Genomic DNA, 19,298 nt, shown 5'->3' with positions numbered 1-19,298 from the left:
GGGTGTTCTGTCCGATAGAGGGGTTCTATCAGACAAAATGAATGAAGCGCGTGGGTGTTTTGTCCAATAGAGATGCTCTATCAGACAAAATGAATGAAGCGTAGTTGTGTTTTGTCCAATAGAGGGGTTCTAGCATACAAAATGAGAGATGTTTTTCGTATAAGTATGATGGTCTTGTTAACAAGATTGGAAAACCTATACAAGTTTCGAGTAATTTCTCCGTTTGCTTTTGCTAAAATAGGTTCATCATATTGTGTTGGAGTGAAAAACCTATGTTAAGTCCTGTAGTAGATTCTTCATTAATCAAACTTCGTTATTATCATCAAGAGCATTTTTTACAACTTCAATCCTTTTATTTAACACCTTCTCAATTAAAGTTTACTGTTCTCCCAACTGATGTCCTTGCTATCGCTATAAAAGACCCTTATCGATTTCCAATTGTAATAGAGTTAAAAGGGGTACCTGTAGGTTTTTTTATTTTACATCATGGACCTGAAGTTAAAGAATATACGAATAACTCTCAAGCCATCCTTCTTCGTGCTTTCTCAGTGAATTTAAACGATCAAGGTAAAGGGTATGCAACAAATGCCCTAACTGAGCTACCACAGTTTTTAAAGAGAGAATTTCCAGACTTCAATGAAGTTGTACTAGCTGTTAATAAGGGAAATAAGACCGCTATAAACCTATATAAAAAACTAGGATTTCATTATCAAGGCCGAAAGCGCTATGGATTTATGGGTTTGCAATACATCCTCCATTTTTCTCTAAAATTGAAGAGAAGAATCTAGTAAATCAAATCTAGTAATGAAATTGTCGAACGGAAATGACAATAGTCACAGGGTGATGTAATTAATATGTAAGAAAATGGTGAACCTTTTGTGAAGATAGGTATTAGTGACTATATGAAAAATATTGAAAAAAGTCGAGAATAATCTAATGTTTGCACCATGAATGTCCCTTGAAAAAAACTTAATAATCCCTTGTGATATGATGGTTCTACTCAAAAAAACGAACATAGGAAAGAGGGATTATTTTGAAAAAGAAATTATTATCTGTCTTATCAACTAGTGCTTTAGCTCTATCATTATTAACACCACTAGCAACAACCACTCAGAGTGCTGAAGCGGCAACAACACCAAATTGGAACATAGAAAGATATGGGGACAAGATTGATATTGATACATACTTAGATAGTCTTTCTAAGGATGAAGAATTTTTAAAAAATGCGGAGCAATCTATTAAAGATCAGGCGGCTGAGATAAATTTTGATGAAATAGAGGCAGCTGATGCCGAGTCAGATGATTCTTCATTTTCATATAATGGTGGAACAAAACTATTCCTGGATAGGAATCTAGCTTTTAAAGAATTCACTCTTCGTAGTGTTGGTGAAAATGTTGAGATATGGGTAGCGGATGATTTAAGTTTCCCAGAAGGTGACCCACGCCCTGCTCACGTCGTGACACAAGAGCAGGTGGACAAGCTTCGAGATGAATTTGATAGCAATATGTATCCTGTGGCAACTGAGTTCTTCGGAACGCCGGACACATTAGATGGATCTCATTCACCACTGGTTGATTGGGGTTACTTTGATGAAGGGTATTATGAAACAAGCGATAAGATCATTATGTTAGTTGATAATGTTCAAGATGAAAATTATACTGACCCAACTTATCCATTCTTTGTTGCAGGCTTCTTCTGGCAAACACTAGAAAACTATATTGATAGAAATATTATTACAATCGATACAAACAGCTGGGAAACGAGATTAGAATCAACGTTCTTTGCTACTACTATTCATGAGCTTCAGCATTTGATTCATGCTGATAATGATCCTGCAGAGGAAACGTGGATTAATGAGGGAATGTCAACTTTCTCTGAATTTTTAGGTGGATATGGTCATGGTGAAGGGTCGATTAACTTTTATTTAGATCACCCAGAAAATTCATTAGTGAATTGGGATGAGCATCGAGTAACCGAAACAGGTCCTGAAACAATTGCTGATTATGGACAAGTATACTTATTTACTTTATATATGAATGACAAGTTTGGAAAAGAGTTTATTAGAGATCTTGCAAAGAGTGAATATACTGGGATTAATGGTGTAAATGAGACCCTTAAAGCACATGGATATGATCTTGATTTTACCGAGCTTTATCAAAACTTTATTACAGCATTGTCGATGGATAGTGGTGATGGAATCTATAATTTTGATAGTATCGACCTAAGAGATATTCCAGTTGATAGTGATGGAACAAAGCGTGGAATGACAGTGAACTATGAGAAGGCACTAGAGTTTGAAAAAGAGGGAGTCCCTGCTTGGGGTGGAGACTTCAAAATACTAGACTTCCAAGACAAGATTGATAAAATCAGCTTTGATGGTGTTGACTTCCTTCCAATCCCATGGGAAACAGTGGTCGATCCTCTAGGTTCAGATAACCAAGTTTTATGGGGGAATAACGGTGACGAAGCTGATAATGCGTTGATTTTTGAAGCGGATTTAACGGCGGTAGAAAATGCAACTCTTAACTTCGATAACTTCATTGATATTGAAGAACAGTGGGACTTTGGCGTGGTTCAAGTGTCAACTGACGGTGGAAGTACATGGACAAGTCTAGCAAATGAAAATACAAGATCAGATGTGGTGGAAGAAGGTTATCCTAAAATCAAGGAGAATCTACCAGGATTTACAGGTCACTACGATGAGTGGCAAACAGAGACCTTTGATTTAAGTGAATATGCTGGACAGAACATCCTTGTATCCTTCCGCTATTTAACAGACTGGGGCTATAATGACAGTGGTTGGTTTATAGATAACATCGAAATTCCAGAAATCTCTTACTCGAATGATGGAAGTTCAACAGATGGATTTAAGTCAATGAATGAGGTTCTAGGGAAATATGTAGATTATACAGTGACATTTATCAATGAGAAGGAAGTTGGTAAGAAGAAGGGTGCGAAAATAAATTATAAAGTGGTAACCGTTGATCCGTTCAATGTTACTGAAGAAAATGCATTGCAGTTAAGACAGTTGTTTAAAGATGGTACAAACTATATGATTACATCTTACGCGGCACCTGAGGGTGATAAAAACCCTGTTGATTTCACATATGAAGTGAATCTAAAAGAAAAAGGACCAAAGAAAAAATAATATGATAATTGAGGAAGAGGACTACTTTGGGCAGGTAGTCCTCTTCTTTTTATTTAAGGCTGTTTTCAAAGTTTGTGTTTTTGGACATTAAACATTGAAATGGTAATTACAAGCAGGCTGAATACACGTAGACTCCTGCGGGATCAGTGGCCAAAGTGAGACCCCACAGGAGCGTTAGCGACGAGGAGGCTCACTGGTCACCCGCCGGACGCGGAGAGTATTCAGCCTGCGGCTTTCAAAGAGCAACAATCTATATTATTTAACTTTTAATGTCTTTTCTAATTCATACCAATAATGACAAAGCGTTAATATCCCTTTATCGTAATTTTCTAAATGGAAGTGCTCGTTTGGTGCATGGAAGTTCTCTGTTGGTAACCCAAATCCCATCAGCACAGTTGGAATGTTTAAAATTTCATCAAAGGTAGCAACGATTGGAATTGAGCCACCACCACGCGTATACGAGGTTGGAACTTGATACACTTTTTCATATGCACGTCCTGCTGCTTGGATAGCAGGGTGATCAAATGGAGTCACAAATGGTGCTCCTTTATCAAATAGTGAAACCTTTACCTCGACCCCTTTTGGTTTATGTGCTTCAATATGCTTTTGCAGTAATTCTGCAATTTCATCAGGATCTTGATCAGGAACTAAGCGACATGTGATTTTAGCACCTGCTTCAGAAGGTAAAACAGTCTTAATTCCTTCACCTTGAAATCCGCCGTAAATCCCATTTACTTCTAAAGTAGGCCTTACCCAAGTTCTCTCTAGATACGTATAGCCTTCTTCTCCGAATAGTTCTGGAACATGTAATTCTTTGAGAACAGCTTCTTCATCAAAATTCAATTCGGCATATGCTGCCTTTTCTTCGTCAGTCAGAGCTGCAACCTTATCATAAAATCCTTCAACCGTAACTTGGCCATGTTCATTATGAAATGTAGATACCAGGTTAACTAATGCATGGATTGCATTTTGAACACCGCCCCCATAAAGGCCTGAGTGTAAGTCACCTTTCGCTCCTTTTATATCAATTTGAAGCCCACATAGCCCTCTTAATCCATAACAGATGGTAGGCTTTCCAGGCTCAAGCATTCCAGTATCAGAGATCACGAGGATGTCTGCAGCTAAAAGCTCTTTGTTTTCCTCAGTGAATGCAGGTAAATTTGGACTTCCGATTTCTTCTTCTCCTTCAATACAGAATTTCACATTAATAGGAAGTGTACCGGTTGTTTCTAAAATCGCTTGAATCGCTTTTAAATGCATGAACGTTTGTCCTTTATCATCACTGGCTCCACGCGCATAAATCTTCTCGTCTCTAATTTCTGCCTCAAAAGGAGGGCTATCCCATAAATGAAGGGGATCGACTGGTTGGACATCATAGTGGCCATAAATGAGCACGGTAGGTTTTCCAGGTGCATTCAGCCAATCAGCATACACGACAGGATGTCCTTTTGTTTCATGTACTTTAACATGCTCCATGCCAATTTCAGTTAATGCATCTGCCATCCAATTCGCTGCCTTTTTGACATCATCTTTATGTTCAGGCAATGCACTAATACTTTGGATCGATAGTAAGTCAACTAGTTCAGTTAGGTGTTTGTCTCTGTTCTCAGTTAAATAATCTTGTGTTTTTTGTTCCATAACAATTCCTCCAGTTGAAAGTATGTATATGTAACTTATTTTCCTTCTTTAGATGACTAAAAGCAAGACTGGGAATAATTTCAATCTCTTTTTTTGAAAATTTAGTTTGACGTTCGAAATAATTCGAGTATAATAAAAACTAGTTTAATATTGGTACCTTTAATTCAGTCCCGTGAGACTGGCAAGGTAAGCGGAAAATATGCAAACATGTTTGGGTGAGGTGTATCCTATCCAACTATATTTGCATGATTAGAGGCTTCTTGTCAGAAACGGCAGGAAGCCTTTTTTTGCCGTTTCTAACGAAGTGTACCAGTTCAAATAATGAATTGGAGGAATACATCATGACAAAGAAACACACGATTGACCACGACTTTTCACTTGAGGCAGTGCCACAAGCAAACCGAAATGGATTTTGGAAAATGCTCGTCGTAATGCTCGGATTTACATTCTTCTCGGCAAGTATGTTATCCGGAGGTACGCTAGGAGCGGGACTAGACTTCAAACAATTTGTTTTAATTGTTTTAGCAGGTAATCTTTTATTAGGTTTATATACAGGTTCACTAGCTTACATTGCAGCAAAAACAGGCTTATCAACACACCTATTAGCTAGATATGCATTTGGAGAAAAAGGGTCATATCTTTCATCTTTTCTTTTAGGAGCAACACAAGTAGGTTGGTTTGGGGTAGGAGTTGCGATGTTTGCCTTCCCTGTTCAAAAGGTTACAGGACTTAATGTTCATATGTTAATCATTGTAGCAGGACTTTTAATGACAGCGACAGCTTACTTTGGAATGAAGGCACTAGCGATCCTTAGTTTTATCGCTGTTCCAGCAATTGCAGTGTTAGGTAGTATTTCAGTAGGTAAAGCGACAGATTCTTTAGGTGGTATGCAAGGGTTAATGGAGTATCAACCAACAGAAGCGCTAGGACTAGCTGCGGCATTAACGATTTGTATTGGTTCTTTTATAAGTGGAGGTACATTAACGCCTGATTTTGCTCGCTTTGCAAAAACAAAACGTTCTGCAGTGACGACAACAGTGATTGCATTCTTCATCGGAAATTCATTAATGTTCATTTTTGGTGCAGTAGGTGCAGTAGCAACAGGACAGTCAGATATTTCAGAAGTAATGTTTATTCAAGGATTAATAATCCCAGCAATTATTGTACTAGGATTAAATATTTGGACAACAAATGACAATGCACTATATGCTTCAGGTTTAGGTTTCTCAAATATTACAAAAATCTCGAAAAATAAGGTTGTTATTTTCAACGGTATAGTCGGAACAATTTTTGCAATCTGGTTATATAACAACTTCGTTGGTTGGTTAACATTCTTAGGATCTACTTTACCACCAATCGGTGCCATCATTTTAGCGGATTATTTCCTTGTAAATCGTGGAAACTATAAAGGTTTTAATGAAATGAAGTTCAAAGCAGTTAATTGGATTGCAATCGTAGCGTGGTTAGCTGGTGTGCTGTTTGCGAAATTTGTACCAGGACTTCCTCCAGTAAATGCTGTGCTTGGATCAGCAATCGTTTATGTTATCATTACAAAAGTAGTAGCAGCTAATGCATCTGCACCAACTGAAATGAAAAAGGTGAGTTAATTTGATTATAAAAAATGCAAAACTTCGTCAAAAAGAAGGGCTCTGGCAAATTCAAATAGTAGATGGAACGATTGTTAAAATAGCTAGAGAGATTGAAGGTACATCAGACAAGGTGCTCGATGTAAATGAGTGCCTTGTACTTCCTCCATTTGTTGAACCACATATTCATTTAGATACGACGCTAACAGCGGGAGAACCTGAATGGAATAAAAGTGGGACATTATTTGAAGGGATTCAAAGATGGTCTGAACGGAAGGAATCTTTGACACTTGAAGATGTTAAAACGCGAGCAAAAACGGCACTGAAATGGCAAATTGCCCAAGGAATCCAGCATGTTCGTACACATGTTGATGTAACAGATCCTGACCTTACTGCGTTAAAAGCACTTCTTGAAGTAAAAGAGGAAATGTCTCGTTTTGTAAATCTACAATTGGTTGCATTTCCACAGGAAGGTATCCTTTCTTATCCAAATGGAGCGGAATTAGTAGAAGAAGCACTTCGGATGGGTGCAGATGTTGTGGGTGGGATTCCACACTTTGAATTCACAAGAGAATATGGTGTGGAATCAATGAAAATTGCGTTCGATCTAGCGGGTAAATATGATCGATTAGTAGATATCCATTGTGACGAAATTGATGATGAGCAATCACGTTTTATTGAGGTTGTAGCAAATGAAGCCTATCGTCTAGGTATGGGTGAAAAAGTGACTGCTAGTCATACAACTGCAATGGGGTCTTACAATGATGCATACACATATAAGCTTTTCCGTCTGTTGAAATTATCTAAAATCAATTTTGTAGCAAATCCGCTCGTAAATATTCATTTGCAAGGTCGCTTTGATACGTACCCAAAACGACGTGGAATGACGAGAGTTAAAGAATTACTTGAAGCTGATATTAATGTTTGCTTTGGTCATGACGATATATTTGATCCTTGGTATCCACTTGGCACAGGGAATATGCTTCAGGTCTTGCATATGGGAATTCATGTTGCGCAATTAATGGGCTACGATCAAATCGTTAACTCAATCGATTTAATTACAAGTAATAGTGCAAAAACGATGCATATTGAAGATCAGTATGGAATTGAAGAAGGAAAGCCTGGAAATATGATTGTTCTGGCTGCAGAGAATGAATATGATGCAGTCAGAAGACAAGTTCCGATTTCTTATTCAATTCGTAATGGTGTAGTCATTTCAGAGACAGAGCCAAGTCGTACTCGACTTCATTTAGATAATGGCAAAATGGAAGATGTTACATTTAAAAAATAGTTTTGAAGGCTGTCGCTTTTTTAGGCGATGGCTTTTTTATGTTGTTTTGTGTGTTCGAAGATAAAGAGGTGAATTTCGTAGATATATTTTGTTTTTCGTAGATAAAAATGAATTATCGTAGATAAAAACAGATTTTCGTAGATATATCTATTTTATCGTAGATAAAAGCAAAAGAGAGGACCAAAACGAACAGGTCCTCGAGCCTTACACACTCACAGCCGGATACCGCTCTTTCCAAGGACGAGCTTCTTCCAATTGTCCAGCAAGTTGAAATAAGGTGGCTTCATCCCCATAAGGAGCCATAAAATGAACACCAATAGGAAGTCCCTCTTGATTCCAATAGAGTGGGACATTCATCGCTGGAATGCCTGTCGCATTTGCAACAGGTGTATATGGAACCCACTCATTAATCACTTTCGAGTATTCTTCTAAGTTGTCTTGATAACTTATTTCTCCTATTTTAACTGGAGGCTTTGACAAAGTTGGAGAAAGAAGTAAATCATATTTGGTGAATAAGAATGCCATTTCTCTGCTTACCATTTGCATATAAGCAACTGAGTTTAAGTATTGATTGGCAGTCATTTCTCTTGCTTGTCTTACTATTTCCCAGGTAAGTGGTTCAAAGTCATCGCCTGTTGGTTTCCGACCGACCAGTCTTTCCATTGAGGTTACACCAGCTAAAAGAAGTTGATACCAAAGGGTTGTAAAGGCATCGGTAAATCCTTTAACATCAATTGTTGGTTTTGTTTCAATCACCTCGTGCCCAAGACCCTCTAATAGATTCACAGCATCCTTTACTGCATCAGAACAATCCTTGTGAATAGGTGATCCATCAAAAGCGGTTGTTAAAAAGCCGATACGTAGCTTTCTCGGTGTCTTGGATACCTCTTCTAAAAAGCTGCCCTCAAAAGGTGGTGCTGAATATGGGTCTCCTAAGGCACTACCATGTATTGCATCAAGAAATGCAGCGCTATCCCGAACTGAACGTGAGATGCAATGACTGATTGAGATCCCTACAGGGTCAGGACTTTTCGGATTTCTCCCACGACTAATTTTCAGGCCAAATAAGCCACAGCAAGATGCTGGAATGCGGATAGAACCACCTCCATCAGAAGCATGAGCAACAGGAACTATACCGGCTGCAACGGCAGCGGCAGCACCACCGCTTGACCCTCCTGCTGTATAGTTAGTGTTCCATGGGTTTCGTGTGGGACCAAACAGGCTAGGCTCTGTAATAGGCTGGATTCCAAATTCACATGTATTGGTTTTCCCGATTGTTTCAAAGCCAGACTTACGTATTCGTGAGACTAACTCAGAATCAACAGGTGCGATAAAATTCTTTAAATAGTTTGAACCTCCTGTATAACGTGTTCCAGCAAAAAACTCTAAATCCTTCATTAAGAAAGGAACACCACTAAAGATACCAGAGAGGTCATGGTCATGTTGTAGGTTAATAGGCTGTTCAGAATTTCTTTCTAATAAGCTATTCACAGCATTAATCTTAGGATTTACCTTAGTAATTCTATTCAATACTACTTCGACTAACTCATCAGAGGTCACTTGTTTGTCGCGGATTAACTTAGCTAAAGATAATGCATCTAACCATTTGAAATGATCCATTCCTACCTCCCGTAAATATGTAATACCTACAAATTAACATAAGTGAATAAAGGATAGTCATATTTTATGTAAAAATAATCCTGATGAATTAAATAGTCCTTTAGTCACGTTCGAAAAGGACTATTATATTTTATAATATTAGTATTAAACTAACTGAAAAAAGGCAAACTTGTTGAAAGGCAAGGACGCAAAGCCGTGGACCTAAAGGATCTCTTGATTTATGGTAGCCAGGCTGCCAGGCTCCTTTTGAATAGAGCGCTGGGTTTCAAAAGGAGAGAAGAATATGCCAAAGACGAAGCTGTTAATGAAGAGTTCGCTTGTTTTTATTTTAATAATGGGGGTTTTTAGTCCTTTGTTCCAATCTCCCGTGAATGCTCAAACCACTGCAGCTAAATCAACATGGTTATGGCACACAGATGAAATTATTCAGAATTCGGCTGAAATCATTGACTTTGCCACACAAAATGGAGTTAAGACAATCTATCTGCAGATTAATAAAGATATTGCTGATCAATACTATATCAACTTTATTAAAAGTGCGACTGAAAAAGGTGTACAAGTCTATGCATTAGATGGAGCACCTGATTGGGTATCTCCAAAAGGTGGAGTATATCAAGATCAATTCTTTAATTGGTTAACAAACTATCAGTCAAAGGTACAACCGAATGAACGCTTCACTGGTGTTCATTTAGATATCGAACCTTATATTTATAGTGGTTGGAAGACGAATTATAAGAAAACAGTTCATGCATACCAAACGTTAATCTCAAAGGCATCATTATCCTCGAAATCATTAGGGTTAACATTTGCTGCTGATATTCCGTTCTGGTTCGATGAACAAACGTATAGGAACACATTTGGTAAAGGTAATTTGGCTAGCTGGGTGATAAGTAAAACCGATTCTACAACAATTATGGCGTACCGAGATCAAGCAGTTGGTCCTAATGGAATCATAGAACTAGTGAGATACGAAATGAATGAGGCAAAAAGACAAGGGAAGAAAATCGAAATTGCTGTTGAAACACTTCAATCATCAGAAGGGAATTTTCTTTCGTTCTATGAAGAAGGACGCGCACATATGAATAGCCAGCTAAGCTTGGTCGAAACAGAATATGAAGGGTATACTAGCTTCCATGGATTTGGGATTCACTATTTACAAAGCTGGATGAATTTAAAGCCATAAAACTATACAAAATAGAAGGGGATCCCCTTCTATTTTTTTCTTTTCCATGGGGAGTTGGTTAGTTAAACTTGAGTGTATAATTTTATTTTTCTATTAAAGACTCGTATAATTAAGAGTTATAAGTAAAATATTTAACAATAGGCTTATTTAAAGAAGGGTGTTGGCATAGTGATAAAATGTATTGCGATTGATATGGATGGAACATTATTGAATGAACATCATGTAGTGAGCGAATTTAATAAGCAAGCAATTGAACGCGCTCAAGCAAACGGGATTGAAGTGGTCATCGCAACGGGTCGATCCTATCTTGAAGCAAAATCCCCATTAGATGAAGTTGGTCTTAATTGCCCGATTATTTGTGTGAACGGTGCAGAGGTGAGATCGATTTCAGGTGAGAGGCTGGATGAAAGTCCAATTGAACAAACAACGGCATATAAGATTATGGAAATTTTAGATAAAAAACAAGCATATTATGAGCTATATAATGAGGATGGAACATATTCTAAGGACTATGAGAAAGGTCTTATGATTATAATGGATATATTTATGAGCCCGAACAAACATGTCAATTATGAAGAAACACTAAAGGCAGCAAAAGAGCGATATGAAAATGGGCTTATTCATTTAGTAGACGAGTTCAAGTCAATCGTTGAAAGTAATAAATCGGTATACAAATTTATCTCATTTTCGTTTGACCCTAAAGTACTAGTCGAGTTGAAGGAAGAGTTATCAAAACTTGAAGGAATTGCAGTAAGTTCATCAGGAAAAGAGAATCTTGAGATCAATAGTATTCACGCACAAAAAGGATTGGCATTAACACAATTTGTAAAACAGAGAAATATATCGCTTGAAGAAACAATGGCCATAGGTGACAATTTTAACGATATTTCGATGTTTAAGTGTGCAGGTAGATCTGTAGCGATGGGGAATGCCCCAGAAGACGTGAGAATACATAGTAATCATAGTACTGATACGAATAAAAATGATGGAGTAGGTAAAGCCATTTTAGAGGTACTGAATCAATCTTAACAATATCCGGTTTTGCAGGTGAAATTGGGTAAAACCTCGAATACATATGGTTGTAATGGATATGTGGGGGAGAGGTTATGATGGAAGTAGAAGTAATCAAAGGATCAGAAGAACAGATTGACCAAATTTCAGACTTATTTAATCAATATCGTATTTTTTATGAGCAACAGAGTGACTTAGAAGGAGCTACTGCGTTTATAGATGAACGATTGAAAAATAAGGATTCGGTTATTTTCTTGGCCGTTAATAAGGATAGAACAGAAGCATATGGCTTTACACAGCTATATCCTTCCTATTCTTCCGTATCGATGAGGAAAATTTGGGTTTTAAATGATTTATATGTAACGAAAGCATCCAGGAGAAAAGGTGTGGCACAGGCCTTAATCGCAAAAGCAAATACACTTGCCTGTGAAACAGGAGCCAAGGGATTAGCACTTGAAACGGGTGAAAATAACATCCATGCTCAAAAACTGTATGAATCATTAGGTTTTGAAAAGGAACAAGGTATATATCATTATTTTCTTACGGTATAAATTTTAAAGAGGTTGCCCCAAAGTGAAGTGGGCAACCTCTTATTATTATCTTTTTTTTCTTTTGTTCGCTTCTACAATTTCTGCCTGGAACGATTTGAGCATAGCAACGGTTGTAAAAATCAGGACAATAGCAAGTGGAAAGGCACTTACAATGATGGCCGTCTGCATTGCACTCAGACCTCCTGAGAGCATTAAAACGATCGCAGATAATGCTAAAATAATGCCCCATGTATACTTAACAAAATTTGATGGTTCTAATGATCCGTTTGTTGTTTGAATCCCGAGAACAAAAGTAGCTGAATCAGCTGATGTGATAAAAAAGGTTGAGATTAGAACAAGCGTAACGATTGATAGAATGTTGGTTAATGGAAGCTGCTGAAATAAGTAAAACAATGCTGTTTCAGTACTTTGGCCAGCAACATCTGTACCCATATTATAATCATAGAAAATTCCAGTACCACCAAAAACGGCGAACCAGAAGGCACAAACAAGTGTGGGTACTAGAAGTACTGCAATGACGAATTCTCTAACTGTTCGTCCTTTGGAAACACGTGCAATAAAGGTCCCTACAAATGGAGCCCAAGCAATCCACCATGCCCAATAGAAAATGGTCCAGCCTTGTACCCAAGCAGCTCTTTCTTCATTGAAGGGTGACAATCGAAGTCCCATACTCGGGAGATTCTGAATATATCCCCCTAATGTAGTAGTAAATAAATCTAGCAGAAAAACAGTCGGTCCTAGAAAGAGGACTGCAAATAAGATGACAACTGCTAATATCATATTTGCGTTACTTAAATATTTAATTCCTCGTTTTACCCCTGTACCTGCAGATATTAGAAATAAAACTGTAACAATAGAGATAATAATTAACTGAATTCCAAAATTGTTAGGGATACCAAATAAGTAGCTTAATCCCCCATTGATTTGCTGTGATCCCAATCCGAGAGATGCAGCAACACCGAAAATGGTCGCAAAAACGGCAATGACATCGATTGTAACTCCTATGGGACCTTTTGTTTTCTCACCTAATAATGGGTATAGAGTAGCACTCATTAATCCTGGAAGATCTTTTCTGAACTTATAGTAAGCTAGCGCAAGTGCTATGACTGCGTAAATCGCCCAAGCGTGGAATCCCCAGTGTAAATAAGTATATCTAAGGGCAATTCTAGCTGCTTCACTTGATCCGGGCTCTACATCAATTGGTGGGTTAGTAAAATGTGAAATCGGCTCTGAGACACCAAAGAATAGTAATCCAATTCCCATTCCTGCACTAAATAACATAGCGAACCAAGTTAGGTTGGAGAACTCTGGTTTATCTGTATCTTTACCTAGCTTTATTTTACCATATCGGCTGAAGATCAAAAATAAGGCAAAAATTAAAAAGAAGGTAGCGGTCAACTGATAAAACCAACCGAAGTTAACAAGGAAAAACCCCTGTGCCACTCCCATTGCAGCTTCTAGAGAGGATGGTAGAAAAACACCCCAAGCTACAAATAGGACTGCAATAACAAGAGAAATCCAAAAAACGTTGGTTACATCTTTTCTCATAATAAACCTCCTTTTTTAAAAGTGTTTGAGGTTGCATGGGTTTTTATGTATGGTAGTTGAAAACCAGAAAGACACCTTATTGATAATGTATTTATGATTTTATTCTTTTGTCAGGTTTTGTTGTGCCATCTTAATCATTTCTTTCACCATACTACCGCCTATTTCTCCCCCTATTTTTCCAGCTTGTTTAGAGGTTAATGTGCCATTATAGTCCTTTGATAATGGGATATCAAGATCTCTCGCCACTTCATACTTAACCGAATCAGGGGAGGTGTTAGTAGGTTGATATCCCTTTTCTTTCATTACATTCACTTTTAACTGATCAAGTCCAGCTCTAGCTTCTCGGACTAATGGTCGACGCTTTCTTGCCATGAGCAATCCCTCCTTATTAATTCCTGTTGATATTAATAAATTGTCCAAATTGCTTATAAATTAACAATCCCATCGAAAAATAAATAAATGATTAAGAAAAAATTTTAGTATAGATGTTTTAAAATCATGAGTTTTGGCTAATCTAGTAAAGTGATTTAGCATACACAAGATTAATAGGTAAATTTCTGATTAAAAGTTGCCAATCAAAGCAAAACATGGTAAAAAGAATATATGTTCTTTTGAGAGGAGAAAAAATAATGAATAAAACTGAATTAGTAACTGCAGTAGCAGAAAGCTCAGAACTATCAAAAAAAGATGCAACAAAGGCTGTTGACGCAGTATTTGAAGCAATTCAAGAAGCATTAGCAAGTGGAGATAAGGTTCAATTAATTGGATTTGGAAACTTCGAAGTTCGTGAACGTTCTGCCCGTAAAGGTCGTAACCCACAAACAGGTGAAGAAATTGAAATCGCTGCTAGCAAAGTTCCTGCATTCAAGCCAGGTAAAGCATTAAAAGAAGCAGTTAACTAATAGAAAAAAGCTGACTCCAGGAGTCAGCTTTTTTTATTCTTTTTAAGAAGGTATGATTTGAACCGAGTTTTAGTTTCCTAGCTCATAGACGCCATCGAGGCGCGGTTATAAACAGTTGTGAGAGCTTCTTCTGCTTTTTTAATTTATTTATCTATCAGAATACTAGTTGCCATTTTTACGACTTCTTCTGTTGGTGGCTCGACATGTTCTAGAGGATATTTTAATCCTAATGTATGCCATTTATAAACACCAAGCTTGTGATAAGGTAAAATTTCAACCTTTTCAACATTGTTTAATGTGTCAATAAACGCTCTAAGTTTCTTTAAATCTTCCTGATCATCCGTAATCCCTGGTACAAGCACATGGCGAATCCAAACAGGGATGTTTCGATCAGACAAGTAGTTTGCAAATTCTAAGATATGTTCATTTGGTTTTCCAGTTAACTTACGATGCTTCTTTGAGTCGATTTGTTTAAGGTCTAGGAGTAAAAGGTCTGTATATTCAAGCACTTCTGCTAGTTTTTGTTGAAAAGATTCCTCGTTGCTATAGCAGCCACCAGATGTGTCAATGGTCGTATGAATTCCTAACTTCTTACATTCTTTAAAGAGTGCTAATAAAAAATCAAGTTGTAGCAATGGTTCCCCACCACTCACCGTAATGCCTCCGTTTGACGCTTTCATAAATGGAAGATAGGATTGCAAGTCTTTAATAACCTCGTTCACTGTGATCTCACGGCCAGTACCGATTTCCCATGTGTCTGGATTATGGCAAAATTGGCACCGTAGCAAACACCCTTGTGTAAAAATAATATAACGTAAACCAGGTCCATCCACCGTTCCGCAAGATTCGATCGAATGTATATATCCGTTCATGCCTGAGATCCTCCTTCTTGGGGATGAAACTAGTATTACATATATTCCCCTAAATTATTTTCTTTGACCAGTATAGCTTATTGATTAAAACTCTACTGTGACATTTGATGCTTTAAAATAAACAGAAATGGAAAAGTATCTTCCCATTTCTGTGATCTAGAACTTATAAGTTATCGTGGAATGTACGATTGATTACGTCGATCTGTTGTTCACGAGTTAATTTAATAAAGTTTACAGCATATCCAGAAACACGAATTGTTAATTGTGGATACTCTTCTGGATGCTCCATCGCATCTAAAAGTGTTTCACGATTAAATACATTGATATTTAAGTGGTGACCAGATTTTTCAGCATAACCATCAAGGATTGCTACTAAGTTCAATACTTGTGTAGCATCTTCTTTACCTAGAGCCTTTGGTACAATTGAGAACGTGTTAGATACTCCATCAAGTGATGATGTGTAAGGAATCTTTGCAACAGAGCTTAATGATGCTAGGGCACCTTTTGTATCACGACCATGTAGTGGGTTTGCTCCTGGAGCAAATGGCTCACCAGCACGTCTTCCATCAGGAGTATTTCCTGTTTTCTTACCATAAACGACATTAGATGTGATTGTTAAAATAGACATTGTGTGTAGTGAATCACGATATGTTTTGTATTTTCTTAGTTTTGTCATAAATGTCTCAACTAACTGTACAGCAATTTCATCAACTGCATCGTCATTGTTTCCGTATTTAGGGAAATCACCATCAATTTCAAAGTCTACAACAAGACCATTTTCATCACGAATTGTTTTTACTTTTGCATATTTAATTGCACTTAGTGAGTCAGCAACAACAGATAAACCAGCGATTCCGGTTGCCATCGTACGAAGTACATTTGTATCATGTAATGCCATTTCAACTCTCTCATATGAGTACTTATCATGCATGTAGTGGATCACGTTTAGTGTATTAATATAAAGCTCAGCTAGCCATTCCATCACTGTGTCATACTTCGCCATTACTTCGTTATAATCTAATACCTCAGAAGTGATTGGAGCGAATTCTGGTCCAACTTGGAATTTCTGTTTTTCGTCAACTCCACCATTAATTGCATATAATAACGCTTTTGCAAGGTTAGCGCGTGCACCGAAGAATTGCATTTGCTTACCAATTCTCATTGCAGATACACAACAAGCAATTCCGTAGTCATCTCCGAATTGTTCACGCATAATGTCATCATTTTCATATTGAATTGAACTTGTTTTAATAGACATTTTCGCACAGTACTTTTTGAATTCTTCCGGCATCTGTGTTGACCAAAGTACTGTTAAGTTTGGTTCTGGAGCAGGACCTAAGTTATCTAATGTGTGTAAGAATCTGAATGAGTTCTTTGTCACTAGTGGACGACCGTCTAGTGCAACACCACCGATTGACTCTGTTACCCATGTTGGGTCACCACTGAAAAGTTCATTATAATCAGGTGTACGAGCAAATTTTACAAGGCGTAGCTTCATAACAAAATGGTCAACTAATTCTTGTGCTTCTTCTTCTGTAAGAACACCATTTTCTAAGTCGCGTTCAATATAGATATCAAGGAATGAAGATGTACGGCCTAAGCTCATTGCAGCTCCATTTTGTTCTTTAATTGCAGCTAAGTAACCAAAGTATAACCATTGAAATGCTTCTTTAGCATTTGTTGCAGGTTCTGAAATATCAAAGTTGTAAGAATTTGCTAATTGCTTTAGTTCTTGAAGAGAACGTATTTGCTCAGATATTTCTTCGCGTAAACGAATAATATCCTCAGACATTGTTTTTGAACCTGTTTGTTTAAGATCCTTTTTCTTTTCTTCAATCAAGCGATTAACCCCGTAAAGTGCCACACGACGATAGTCACCAATAATTCTTCCGCGTCCATATGCATCTGGTAAACCAGTAATAATTCCTGCTTTTCTTGCTGCTTTCATCTCATCTGTATAGGCATCAAATACACCTTGGTTATGTGTTTTTCTAAAGTCAGAAAAGATTTTGCTTACTTCCTCACTTACTTTGAAACCGTATGATTCAGCAGCAGCCTCAGCCATACGAATACCACCAAATGGTTGAAGAGAACGTTTGAATGGTTTGTCAGTTTGTACGCCTACTACTGTTTCAATCTCCTCATTTAAATAACCTGGACCATGAGAAGTAATGGTTGAAACAATTTCAGTGTCCATATCAAGAACACCACCATTATCGCGTTCCTGTTTTGTTAATTCCATGACTTGCTTCCAAAGTTTGTTTGTATTTTCAGTAGCACCGGCTAAAAACGATTCGTTTCCTGTATAAGGTTTAATGTTTGTTAGGATAAAATCTCTAACATTAATTTCTTTCATCCATTTACCTTCTACAAATTTTTCCCATTGATTCATATTTAAAACCTCCTTAGGATATATAACAGTTTGTGTTTTGCTTATATAACAGATTCTAATAATAGGATACTACGGTTCTGTCTTAGATGATAGGGGGGAGAGGTGAAATATTTGTGAACTATTGCACAATAAGTGCTTATATTCTTGTTTTATAAGTGTTTGTTTGCCATTTTACATTATGAATGGACGATAGAAAATGATCGTATTATTAGTAAGTGCATTTTCTTGTGATTTTATTCACAATTATATAACAGTTCTAATAAAAGTGATAACTGTATTATAAAAATGAAAAATAGCACAATTAAAACCAAATATTAAATGTGTTAAGATAATGGAATGAATGATAAAATTTAAATAGTTTTAATAAATATTATTGGGAGTTTTGATTGATGAATATGATTGATAATCAATGGGCGAGAGTGTTGGAACATGAGTTGCATCAAGATTACTTTCTAAGATTATCACAGTACTTAAAGTGTGAGTGTGATACTTTTAACATCTACCCAGAGATGAATGAAATTTTTAATAGCTTTCAGTTAACAGATTTTCATGAGGTGAAGGTTGTGATCTTAGGACAAGACCCTTATCATGGTCCTGGGCAGGCACATGGGCTGAGCTTTTCTGTTAAACCGGAAGTGAAGATTCCTCCTTCATTACTGAATATTTTTAAAGAGTTACAAGATGATCTTGGGCATTCTATTCCTAATAATGGCTGCTTGGAGAAGTGGGCTAAACAAGGGGTATTGCTTCTAAATACTGTTTTAACAGTACGACAGGGTGAGCCGAATTCACATAAAGGGCAGGGGTGGGAGCTTTTGACCGATGCGATTATTAAACAGTTAAATGATAGAGAAAAGCCGGTAATATTTATACTGTGGGGAAAACATGCTATTTCAAAGTCAAAGTTGATCACCAATTTACAGCATTTTATATTAACAGCTCCACACCCAAGTCCGCTTTCTGTATATAGAGGTTTTTTTGGAAGTAAGCCTTTTTCTAAAGTAAATGAGATTTTGCGTAAACAAGGACTTGAGGAAATTGATTGGCAAATAGAAGATATTTAAGGATAAAGGTGGGAGAAAAGTTGAAGAGAATCAATTGCTTTACATGCCAGCATTTTTATACAACATGGGAGCCTCAATATCCGAAAGGTTGTAAGGCATTTAATTTTAAGACGAAATCAATGCCCTCTTTAACCGTTTATCAATCTTCAGGTAACCACTGTATGAAGTTTAGTCAAAAACAGGCTGCTAAAAGTAAGTGAAAGAGAGGTTGCTATAATGAATATACCGATGAACCGAATATTAGATAAAATGTCAAATGAGCTGGCAAAAGCAAAACAAGAGCAGAGTGAAGTGAGAATTAGAGAGCATTTAATTGTTATGAGAACTTTATGCGATTTGGTGTTAGAAGAAAAACAAGATTTAAATGAAAGAACATATAGTAACAATGAGTTAAATCTGGTTGAAAAGAAGATGATGTCCACACCTTCAAGGGTTGATGATGATGGGAATGGAGACTCATTGCTCGATTTTTAATCAGAATGACTGAATTTA

Annotated in this window: 17 protein-coding genes and 1 riboswitch; of the genes, 11 read left to right on the top strand and 6 right to left on the bottom strand. The window is 37.1% G+C overall.

Translation table 11 applies throughout. From position 1 onward, the window contains the following. Nucleotides 1-272 precede the first annotated feature (272 nt). Both BLQ56_RS10680 and BLQ56_RS10675 read left to right on the top strand, forming a co-directional pair. The gene (locus tag BLQ56_RS10680) at nucleotides 273-788 is read left to right on the top strand and encodes a GNAT family N-acetyltransferase (protein ID WP_090853554.1); all 516 of its coding nucleotides are present in this window, start codon (nucleotides 273-275) and stop codon (nucleotides 786-788) included. Between the two features lie 245 nt (nucleotides 789-1,033). After that, nucleotides 1,034-3,148, top strand: coding sequence for a M6 family metallopeptidase (locus BLQ56_RS10675; RefSeq protein WP_238457243.1), 2,115 nt, complete (start codon nucleotides 1,034-1,036; stop codon nucleotides 3,146-3,148). Between the two features lie 255 nt (nucleotides 3,149-3,403). Here the strand turns inward: BLQ56_RS10675 and BLQ56_RS10670 are convergent, their stop codons facing one another. Beyond that, nucleotides 3,404-4,786 carry a dipeptidase gene (locus BLQ56_RS10670; RefSeq protein ID WP_090853549.1) on the bottom strand — a complete coding sequence of 461 codons (1,383 nt, stop codon included), beginning with the start codon at nucleotides 4,784-4,786 and terminating at the stop codon, nucleotides 3,404-3,406. Nucleotides 4,787-5,127: 341 nt separating this feature from the next. On the opposite strand from BLQ56_RS10670, the gene codB reads away from it, so the two are divergent. Together codB and BLQ56_RS10660 are read left to right on the top strand one after the other, a co-directional pair. Further along, nucleotides 5,128-6,393: a cytosine permease gene (gene codB / locus BLQ56_RS10665; RefSeq protein ID WP_090853546.1), complete on the top strand. Its 1,266-nt coding sequence runs from the start codon at nucleotides 5,128-5,130 to the stop codon at nucleotides 6,391-6,393. Between the two features lies 1 nt (nucleotide 6,394). Then, complete coding sequence (locus BLQ56_RS10660; RefSeq protein ID WP_090853543.1) at nucleotides 6,395-7,663, top strand: cytosine deaminase; 1,269 nt, start codon at nucleotides 6,395-6,397, stop codon at nucleotides 7,661-7,663. A gap of 204 nt (nucleotides 7,664-7,867) precedes the next feature. On the opposite strand, the gene BLQ56_RS10655 is transcribed toward BLQ56_RS10660, so the two are convergent. Beyond that, on the bottom strand, nucleotides 7,868-9,283 hold the full coding sequence (locus BLQ56_RS10655) for an amidase (RefSeq protein ID WP_090853540.1): 1,416 nt from the start codon (nucleotides 9,281-9,283) through the stop codon (nucleotides 7,868-7,870). Between the two features lie 152 nt (nucleotides 9,284-9,435). Then, nucleotides 9,436-9,523, top strand: a riboswitch (cyclic di-GMP riboswitch). Between the two features lie 43 nt (nucleotides 9,524-9,566). Between BLQ56_RS10655 and BLQ56_RS10650 the strand changes: the two genes are divergently transcribed. The 3 genes from BLQ56_RS10650 (at nucleotide 9,567) to BLQ56_RS10640 (ending at nucleotide 12,028) form a co-directional block, all read left to right on the top strand. After that, complete coding sequence (locus BLQ56_RS10650; protein WP_090853537.1) at nucleotides 9,567-10,466, top strand: hypothetical protein; 900 nt, start codon at nucleotides 9,567-9,569, stop codon at nucleotides 10,464-10,466. A 168-nt stretch (nucleotides 10,467-10,634) separates the two neighbouring features. Beyond that, a complete protein-coding gene (locus tag BLQ56_RS10645; protein WP_090853535.1) occupies nucleotides 10,635-11,495 on the top strand; it encodes a Cof-type HAD-IIB family hydrolase in 861 nt (286 codons plus the stop codon). A 77-nt stretch (nucleotides 11,496-11,572) separates the two neighbouring features. Then, the gene (locus BLQ56_RS10640; protein ID WP_238457242.1) at nucleotides 11,573-12,028 is read left to right on the top strand and encodes a GNAT family N-acetyltransferase; all 456 of its coding nucleotides are present in this window, start codon (nucleotides 11,573-11,575) and stop codon (nucleotides 12,026-12,028) included. Nucleotides 12,029-12,073: 45 nt separating this feature from the next. Here the strand turns inward: BLQ56_RS10640 and BLQ56_RS10635 are convergent, their stop codons facing one another. After that, the gene (locus BLQ56_RS10635) at nucleotides 12,074-13,576 is read right to left on the bottom strand and encodes a glycine betaine uptake BCCT transporter (protein WP_090853532.1); all 1,503 of its coding nucleotides are present in this window, start codon (nucleotides 13,574-13,576) and stop codon (nucleotides 12,074-12,076) included. 99 nt (nucleotides 13,577-13,675) lie between these two features. Further along, a complete protein-coding gene (locus BLQ56_RS10630) occupies nucleotides 13,676-13,948 on the bottom strand; it encodes an alpha/beta-type small acid-soluble spore protein (RefSeq protein WP_090853530.1) in 273 nt (90 codons plus the stop codon). Nucleotides 13,949-14,121: 173 nt separating this feature from the next. On the opposite strand from BLQ56_RS10630, the gene BLQ56_RS10625 reads away from it, so the two are divergent. Continuing rightward, nucleotides 14,122-14,478, top strand: a complete 357-nt coding sequence (locus tag BLQ56_RS10625; RefSeq protein ID WP_338011850.1) for an HU family DNA-binding protein — start codon at nucleotides 14,122-14,124, stop codon at nucleotides 14,476-14,478. A gap of 143 nt (nucleotides 14,479-14,621) precedes the next feature. On the opposite strand, the gene pflA is transcribed toward BLQ56_RS10625, so the two are convergent. Together pflA and pflB are read right to left on the bottom strand one after the other, a co-directional pair. Further along, nucleotides 14,622-15,350, bottom strand: a complete 729-nt coding sequence (gene pflA, locus BLQ56_RS10620; protein ID WP_090853527.1) for a pyruvate formate-lyase-activating protein — start codon at nucleotides 15,348-15,350, stop codon at nucleotides 14,622-14,624. Nucleotides 15,351-15,513: 163 nt separating this feature from the next. After that, nucleotides 15,514-17,742 (bottom strand): formate C-acetyltransferase, encoded by a 2,229-nt coding sequence (gene pflB / locus BLQ56_RS10615; RefSeq protein WP_090853525.1) that lies wholly within the window; start codon nucleotides 17,740-17,742, stop codon nucleotides 15,514-15,516. 389 nt (nucleotides 17,743-18,131) lie between these two features. Here pflB and BLQ56_RS10610 point away from each other — a divergent pair, with 389 nt between their 5' ends. The 3 genes from BLQ56_RS10610 to BLQ56_RS10600 are packed head-to-tail and all read left to right on the top strand — an operon-like array spanning nucleotide 18,132 to nucleotide 19,280. Further along, nucleotides 18,132-18,806 (top strand): uracil-DNA glycosylase, encoded by a 675-nt coding sequence (locus tag BLQ56_RS10610; protein WP_090853522.1) that lies wholly within the window; start codon nucleotides 18,132-18,134, stop codon nucleotides 18,804-18,806. Nucleotides 18,807-18,826: 20 nt separating this feature from the next. Then, on the top strand, nucleotides 18,827-19,006 hold the full coding sequence (locus BLQ56_RS10605) for a uracil-DNA glycosylase (protein WP_238457241.1): 180 nt from the start codon (nucleotides 18,827-18,829) through the stop codon (nucleotides 19,004-19,006). A gap of 16 nt (nucleotides 19,007-19,022) precedes the next feature. After that, nucleotides 19,023-19,280, top strand: coding sequence for a YwdI family protein (locus tag BLQ56_RS10600; RefSeq protein WP_090853519.1), 258 nt, complete (start codon nucleotides 19,023-19,025; stop codon nucleotides 19,278-19,280). The last annotated feature ends 18 nt before the right edge of the window (nucleotides 19,281-19,298 follow it).

It is taken from the genome of Litchfieldia salsa (genome assembly GCF_900104555.1).
GTDB classification, from domain to species: Bacteria; Bacillota; Bacilli; order Bacillales; family Bacillaceae_L; genus Litchfieldia; species Litchfieldia salsa.
This window is presented reverse-complemented; position numbering and strand designations above follow the sequence as displayed.